Here is a 6,816-nt window from a genome sequence, read left to right as displayed (position 1 = left end):
GCTCCGGGTACTCCTCGGCCCACCGCCCGGTCATGAACACGGTGGCCGGCACCTTCAGCGACCGCAGTGCCGCGATCAGTCCGGGATTGTCGAAGTGCTCACCGGCCGCCGCCCGGGGCCCCTGGTCCGCGGTCATGTCGGCGTCGAAGGTGAGCGCGACCGTCCTGCCGTGGGTGCGGGAGCCGTTCTTGAAGACGGGGGTCAGGCCTCCGGGTCCGGGGGCGAGGGTGGGGGGCGCGGAGGGTGCGGACGTCGCGGAGGGGGCCGGGCGGGCCGGCCGAAGGGCCTGGTGGGGAGCGGCGGCGCAGGCCGTGAGGGCGGCGCCGAGGGCACAGGCGGCGGTGACGCGTCGTGCGAGAGTGATCACCGTACGAAAATATGGTGAACCGTCCCATTTACCCGTCACCCCGGCCGTGACGTCACCCGCTCAGATGTCCCGCCGCTCCAGCGGCTTGGTCGCCGGGCCCTGGATCACTTTGCCGTCCGTGTCGAAGCGGGAGCCGTGGCACGGGCACTCCCAGGCGTCCTCCGCCCCGTTGAAGGAGACCAGGCAGCCGAGGTGGGTGCAGCGGGGGGAGACGGCGTGGAGGTTGCCGTCGTCGTCGCGGTAGACCGCGAGGCGGTCGCCGTTCACGCGGACCACGGCGCCCTCTCCCGGCGGCAGGGACTCCAGCGGGGGCGCCGGGCGCAGGCGGTCGCCGACGAAGTGGCGGGCCACCTCGGCCTGGGTCTTCAGGAAGGACGGGGCCTCGCGGACCGTCGAACGCAGGCGCCGCGGGTCGTACAGCTCGCTCCACGCGCACTGCTCACCGGTGATCTGGGCCGCGAGCAGACGGCCCGCCATGATTCCGCCGCTCATGCCCCAGCCGCCGAAGCCGGTGGCGACGTAGGTGTGCCGGGCCCCCGGGTGCAGCGGGCCGACGAGCGGCACGGTGTCGGTGGGGTCGTTGTCCTGGGTGGCCCAGGCGTGGGTGAGCTCGACGTCGGGGTAGTGCCGGGTGGCCCACGCGGAGAGCTCGTCGAACCGGGCCCGGGTGTCGCCCGTGCCCGGCGTGAAGTGCTCACCGGTGACGATGAGCAGGCGCCGGTCGGCGTCCCAGGGAGCCGTACGCACCGAGCGGGTGCCCTCCTCCGGAGTGATGTACATGCCGTCCGGATCCAGCTCCCGGTCGATCGTCCCGGCGACGACCAGCTCACGGCGCGGGGAGAGCCGGGTGAACAGCAGGGCCCGGTCGAAGATCGGGTAGTGGGTGGCGACCACGACGTCCCGGGCCGTCACCGTGGCCCGCGTGTCGGTCGTCAGACGGCACGGCTCGCCCTCGTCGAGGCCGACGACGGCGGTGTGCTCGAAGATGGTCGCGCCGGAGGCGACGAGGTCCTCGGCGAGGGCCAGCAGGTACTTGCGCGGATGGAACTGCGCCTGCCCGGTCACCCGTACCGCGCCCGCCACCGGGAACGGCAGCCCGGTCTCCGTCACGAACGACGCCGGAAGCCCCGCCTCCCGGGCGGCCGCCGCCTCGGCCCGCAGCTCCTCGACCCGGCTCTCGTCACGGACGTAGGTGTAGGCGCTGCGCTGCTCCCAGTCGCAGTCGACGCCCAGCTCGTCCGCGATCTCGGCGGCCCGTTCGATCGCCTCGCTCTGCGAGCGCGCGTACAGCCGGGCGCCCTCGGGGCCGCGGGTGCGGCGCAGCTTGTCGTAGATCAGTGTGTGCAGGGCGGTCAGCTTGGCGGTGGTGTGCCCGGTGACGCCGGCGGCCACCTGCCCGGCCTCCAGGACCGCCACCCGCCGCCCGGCCCGGGTCAGCTCCCACGCCGTGCTCAGCCCGGCAATTCCGCCGCCGATGACGGCCACGTCGACGTCGAGGTCCTCGGTGAGGGGCGGCCGGGGTCCGCCGGGTGCCGTCTCCAGCCAGTACGAGCCCTTGACATGCCGGTTCTCGGTCATGTGCCCCGGGTACCCCGGGATTCACTTTTCCAGCAGCCGCCTGCGGGCTTCGGCCACGTCGAAGTCCGCTTCCGGGTAGCGCGGGTCCAGCTCCGACAGGTGCTCCAGGAGGAGTCGGCTGACCGCCCAGTTCCGGTACCACTTGCGGTCGGCGGGGACCAGGTACCAGGGGGCGTGCGGGGTCGAGCAGCGCTCCAGGGCGAGCTCGTACGCCTGCTGGTAGGCGGGCCAGAGGGCACGCTCGTCGATGTCCGAGACGTTGAACTTCCAGTGCTTGTCCGGGCGGTCCAGGCGCTTGAGCAGGCGGTCGCGCTGTTCGTCGTACGAGATGTGCAGGAAGCATTTGACGATCGTCACGCCGTCGTCCGCTAGGGCCTTCTCGAAGCGGTTGATCTCGTCGTAGCGGCGCTCGATCTCGGCGGCCGGGGCGAGTGCGCGGACGCGGGCGATGAGGACGTCCTCGTAGTGCGAGCGGTCGAAGATGCCCAGCTCACCGGCGTGCGGCAGGGCCTTTTTGATCCGCCAGAGGAAGGGGTGTCCCAGTTCCTTCGGCGTGGGTGCCTTGAAGGCCCGGATACGGCAGCCGGACGGGTTGAACAGACCGATGGCGTGCTTGACCGTGCCGCCCTTGCCGCTGGTGTCCATGCCCTGCAGCACCAGCAGGACCCGGCGCCGGTCGCCGGCCGTGCTCGCCGCCCACAGACGTTCCTGCAGATCGGCGAGCGGGGCGGCCAGGTCGGTCATCGCGGCCCGGCCCGCCCGCTTGTCACGGGGACCGGCCGGGGTCTGCCGGGCGTCGTGGGCGGCCAGGTCCACCGGCTTGCCGCCCGGCACGCGCAGCAGCTCGCGCAGGGCGAGGTCGTCGCCGGTCGTGGAGCCCTTCTTCTTCGCCGCGCGGGTCTTCGCGCCCTTCTTCGGGCCCTTCTTCGCCATGGGGCACCCCTTCCGGTCCGGGTCCGGCCCCTCGATCCTGCGCCGAGGGGCCGGGGCGCGCCAGCCGTCGTGGAGGGCGGCTACCTGCGCCAGGGCCCCGTCACCGCGAAGGTCGTGCCGGGCGTGTAGCAGTTGACGTACATCGTCTGCCCGTCGGGGGAGAAGGTGACGCCCGCGAACTCGCCCCACTCCGGCGCCTCGGGCGTCCCAATGTTCTGTCGGCCGCGGGCCATCGCGTAGACCTGGCCGTGCCGGGTGACGCCGAAGACGTACTGGGCGCCGTTGCCGTCCTCGCACACCATCAGGCCGCCGCTCGGGGCGAGGCAGATGTTGTCCGGGGACTCGCCGGGCAGCTGCACATCGGTGTCCGGGCCGAAGACGATCACCAGGGTGAGCCGGCGCTCCGCGGGGTCGTAGCGCCAGATCTGCCCGAAGTGGTCGGCGGCGGAACCATCGGCGCTGCGCGCGAAGGACGAGACGAAGTAGACGCTCTTCCCGCCCCAGTAGCAGCCCTCCAGCTTCTGGGCGTGCGTGATGCCCTTCGGGCCGAAGTCCTGGAGGCGGACGGGGGTCTCGGCGGCCAGCGGATCCGGTACGTCGACCCACTCGATGCCCTCGAAGCGGGCACCGGTCTCCTGGATCACGGACAGGTCCGGTACGCCCGGCACCCGCATGGCCTGCAGCCGGCCGCCCGCGCGCAGCGAACCGAGGCCGCCCTCGGGCCTGTTGGGCAGGAAGCGGTAGAAGAGGCCGAAGGGCTTGACGAAGGCGTCCTCGGTCTCGTAGACGATGCCGCGTTTCGGGTCGATCGCGATGGCCTCGTGCTGGAAGCGGCCCATCGCGGTCAGCGGCACCGCGCCACTCCTGTGCGGGTCCGTCGGATCGACCTCGAAGATGAAGCCGTGGTCCTTGGTGTAGCCGTTGGTGCCGGCCTTGTCCTCGGTCTCCTCGCAGGTCAGCCAGGTGCCCCAAGGGGTGTGCCCGCCCGCGCAGTTGACGGCGGTGCCGGCGATGGCGACCCGCTCCGACAGTACGCTGTTGCGGGAGTCCAGCGTGAGGGCCGTACAGCCGCCCTTGCCCGCCGGGTCGTAGGTCAGGCCCTCGACGGTGGGGACGGCGATGGGCGCGGTGGGGCGGTTCTCGTGGTTGCGGACCAGGTGGACGCGACCGTGTCTGCCGGGCAGCGCGGTCATGCCGTCGTGGTTGGAGGGGACCTTGCCCTCGCCGGAGCGGAGCTGGTCGCCCTCGCGGGACAGGACCTTGTAGCGGAAGCCCTTCGGCAGGTCCAGCAGGGCCTTCGGGTCCGGGACGAGGGGGCCGTAGCCGGTGTGGCCGAGGGACTGGGCGGCGGCGGTGCCGGCGAAGAGCTCGGAGAGGGCGCCGGTGAAGGCGATGCCCACGCCCAGGGCACCGGTGCGGGCCAGGACCTGACGTCGTGTCGCCGGAGAACCGGACAGAGACATGGCGAAGTAACCTTCCTGCTGGCGGACAGGACTGTGACGTCGCTGTGTCTATCACCTGGGTCGGCCCGCGGGAACCACGCGCGTAGTGTGTCCCCGCCTCTCACGTCCCGGTCGGGTGCTCCTGCGCCCGCTCCAGGAAGCGCAGCAGCTCCACCGGGAAGGGCAGGACGAGCGTCGAGTTCTTCTCGGCGGCCACCGCCACGACTGTCTGCAGCAGCCTGAGTTGGAGGGCGGCGGGCTGCTCGGACATCTCCTTGGCGGCCTCCGCGAGCTTCTTGGAGGCCTGGAGCTCGGCGTCGGCGTTGATGATCCGGGCCCGCCGCTCACGGTCCGCCTCGGCCTGCCGGGCCATCGACCGCTTCATCGTGTCGGGCAGCGAGACGTCCTTGATCTCGACGCGGTCCACCTGCACGCCCCAGCCGACGGCCGGGCTGTCGATCATCAGCTCCAGGCCCTCGTTGAGTTTCTCGCGGTTGGACAGCAGGTCGTCCAGCTCGCTCTTGCCGATGATCGAGCGCAGCGAGGTCTGCGCCATCTGGGAGACGGCGAACCTGTAGTCCTCGACCTTGACCAGGGCACTCGCCGCGTCGATGACCCGGAAGTAGACGACCGCGTCCACCCGCACGGTGACGTTGTCCCGGGTGATGCCCTCCTGGCCCGGCACCGGCAGCGTGACGATCTGCATGTTCACCTTGTGCAGCCGGTCCACGAACGGCACGATCGCCGTGAACCCCGGCTCGCGCACCTCGCCCGCGAGACGTCCGAGGCGGAAGACCACCCCGCGCTCGTACTGCTTGACGACCCGGGCCGCCGCCGCGAGGTAGACGACCCCGGCGGAAGCGGTCGCCACGGCCGCGGTCACCAGTTCCTGGAGCATTCCGACCCCCTCGTCCAAGAGGTCCGTATGTCTGCTCCTGCAACGATATGCCCGGTGTCCGGTCCGGGGCCACGGACGGGCCCCGGACCGGACGGGGAGCACTACGGAGTGGTGGCCCTCGCCGGCTCCGGCTCGGGCTCCGGCTCCGTGACCCGGACGGGTTCGGTGCCGACCGCGCTGTGCCGCTCGGCCCAGTTCTCCAGGGCTGTACGGCAGGCGTGGTCCAGGTGGTGCAGACCGGAGAGGTCCAGTTCCACCGGCCGGTCCTGGGGCAGCGACTCCAGGCTGTCGAGGATCTTCGGCAGCCTGAGGAAGGTCGCGTTGCCCGACAGGTGGGCCTGGATCGGGCCCGCGCCCTTGTCGACGATCTCCATCTTGAGGTGCGAGGCCTGCCACGCGGTCTTGACGACCGCCAGGGCCAGACCGATCAGCACGCCCTCGAACATGTTCACCACGACGATCGAGACGGCCGTGGCCACCAGGATCAGCGCCTCACCGCGGTGGCTGCGCCACAGCGACACGATCTCCCGGAAGGGGATCAGCTTGAAGCCCGCGTGGACCAGGATGCCGGCGAGCGCGGGCAGCGGGATCAGCGCCAGCGTCGAGGGCAGCAGGGCCGCGAACAGCAGCAGCCACACGCCGTGCATGACCCGGGACGCCTTGGTCTTCGCGCCCGCCTGGACGTTGGCGGAGCTGCGCACGATGACCGCGGTCATGGGCAGGGCGCCGAGCGCGCCGCACACCGCGTTGCCCACGCCCTGGGCCATGAGCTCCTTGTCGTACTCGGTGCGCGGACCGTCGTGCAGCCGGTCCACGGCCGCGGCGCTGAACAGGCTCTCGGCGGAGGCGATCAGGGTGAAGGCGATGATCGTGCCGAAGATGGCGGGGCTCGCCAGTTCGCCGAAGGCGTCCATGCCGGGCGGCTGGACCGAGTCCAGCAGACCGTTCACCTCGACGGTCGCGACCGGTGCGTCGAGGACCAGTGTGGCCAGGGTGGCCAGCAGGACCGCGGCGAGCGCGCCCGGCACGGTCTGTGCCTTCCTGGGGAGCTTCTTCCACAGCACGAGCACCGCGATGGTGCCCGCGCCGACGGCGAGGGAGGCGAGCGCCGTGGTGCTGCCGATCGCGTCGACGGCGGCGCCGGGCAGTCCGAGGATCTTGTCGAGCCCGGAGGCGGGGGCCTTCAGACCGGCCGCCGAGTACAGCTGGCCCGCGATGATCACCAGGCCGATGCCGGCCAGCATGCCCTCGACGACCGAGACGGATATCGCCCGGAACCAGCGCCCCAGTTTCAGGGCGCCCATGGCGAGCTGGATCAGTCCGGCGGCCAGCACGATGACGCCGAGCGCGGGCAGTCCGAACTCGTCGACCGCCTCGAAGACGAGCACGGTCAGACCGGCCGCGGGCCCGGAGACCTGGAGGCTGCTGCCCCGCATCAGACCGGTGACTATGCCGCCGACTATGCCGGTTATCAGTCCGAGTTCGGCCGGGACACCGGAGGCGACGGCCACGCCCACGCAGAGCGGGAGCGCGACCAGGAAGACGACCAGGGAGGCGGCGAAGTCCTGCCGCAGGTGAGGGTACTTGGTCATCATGCC

6 protein-coding genes are annotated in these 6,816 nt (G+C 71.6%); all 6 read right to left on the bottom strand.

The window, feature by feature from the left end:
* Positions 1 to 367, bottom strand: a 367-nt coding sequence (locus ACFVYN_RS13215; protein WP_389996827.1) for a polysaccharide deacetylase family protein, incomplete at its 3' end; no start/stop codon positions are given.
* Between the two features lie 60 nt (positions 368 to 427).
* On the bottom strand, positions 428 to 1,945 hold the full coding sequence (locus ACFVYN_RS13210) for an FAD-dependent oxidoreductase (protein ID WP_389996824.1): 1,518 nt from the start codon (positions 1,943 to 1,945) through the stop codon (positions 428 to 430).
* A 21-nt stretch (positions 1,946 to 1,966) separates the two neighbouring features.
* Positions 1,967 to 2,878 carry a PPK2 family polyphosphate kinase gene (locus tag ACFVYN_RS13205; RefSeq protein WP_389996821.1) on the bottom strand — a complete coding sequence of 304 codons (912 nt, stop codon included), beginning with the start codon at positions 2,876 to 2,878 and terminating at the stop codon, positions 1,967 to 1,969.
* Positions 2,879 to 2,958: 80 nt separating this feature from the next.
* Positions 2,959 to 4,341 (bottom strand): PhoX family protein, encoded by a 1,383-nt coding sequence (locus tag ACFVYN_RS13200; protein WP_389996818.1) that lies wholly within the window; start codon positions 4,339 to 4,341, stop codon positions 2,959 to 2,961.
* 100 nt (positions 4,342 to 4,441) lie between these two features.
* On the bottom strand, positions 4,442 to 5,218 hold the full coding sequence (locus tag ACFVYN_RS13195) for a slipin family protein (protein WP_389996815.1): 777 nt from the start codon (positions 5,216 to 5,218) through the stop codon (positions 4,442 to 4,444).
* Between the two features lie 101 nt (positions 5,219 to 5,319).
* Entirely contained in the window at positions 5,320 to 6,813 is a 1,494-nt protein-coding gene (locus tag ACFVYN_RS13190) for a SulP family inorganic anion transporter (RefSeq protein ID WP_389996812.1), read from the bottom strand.
* Positions 6,814 to 6,816 lie beyond the last annotated feature (3 nt).

Source organism: Streptomyces sp. NPDC058307 (assembly GCF_042880295.1).
GTDB lineage: Bacteria > Actinomycetota > Actinomycetes > Streptomycetales > Streptomycetaceae > Streptomyces.
This window is presented reverse-complemented; position numbering and strand designations above follow the sequence as displayed.

What these genes read in the sequence shown, in the direction of transcription:
- ACFVYN_RS13190 (WP_389996812.1), bottom strand. Translation starts at nt 6,813, where the DNA reads ATGATGACCAAGTACCCTCACCTGCGGCAGGACTTCGCCGCCTCCCTG.
- ACFVYN_RS13200 (WP_389996818.1), bottom strand. Translation starts at nt 4,341, where the DNA reads ATGTCTCTGTCCGGTTCTCCGGCGACACGACGTCAGGTCCTGGCCCGC.
- ACFVYN_RS13195 (WP_389996815.1), bottom strand. Translation starts at nt 5,218, where the DNA reads ATGCTCCAGGAACTGGTGACCGCGGCCGTGGCGACCGCTTCCGCCGGG.
- ACFVYN_RS13210 (WP_389996824.1), bottom strand. Translation starts at nt 1,945, where the DNA reads ATGACCGAGAACCGGCATGTCAAGGGCTCGTACTGGCTGGAGACGGCA.
- ACFVYN_RS13205 (WP_389996821.1), bottom strand. Translation starts at nt 2,878, where the DNA reads ATGGCGAAGAAGGGCCCGAAGAAGGGCGCGAAGACCCGCGCGGCGAAG.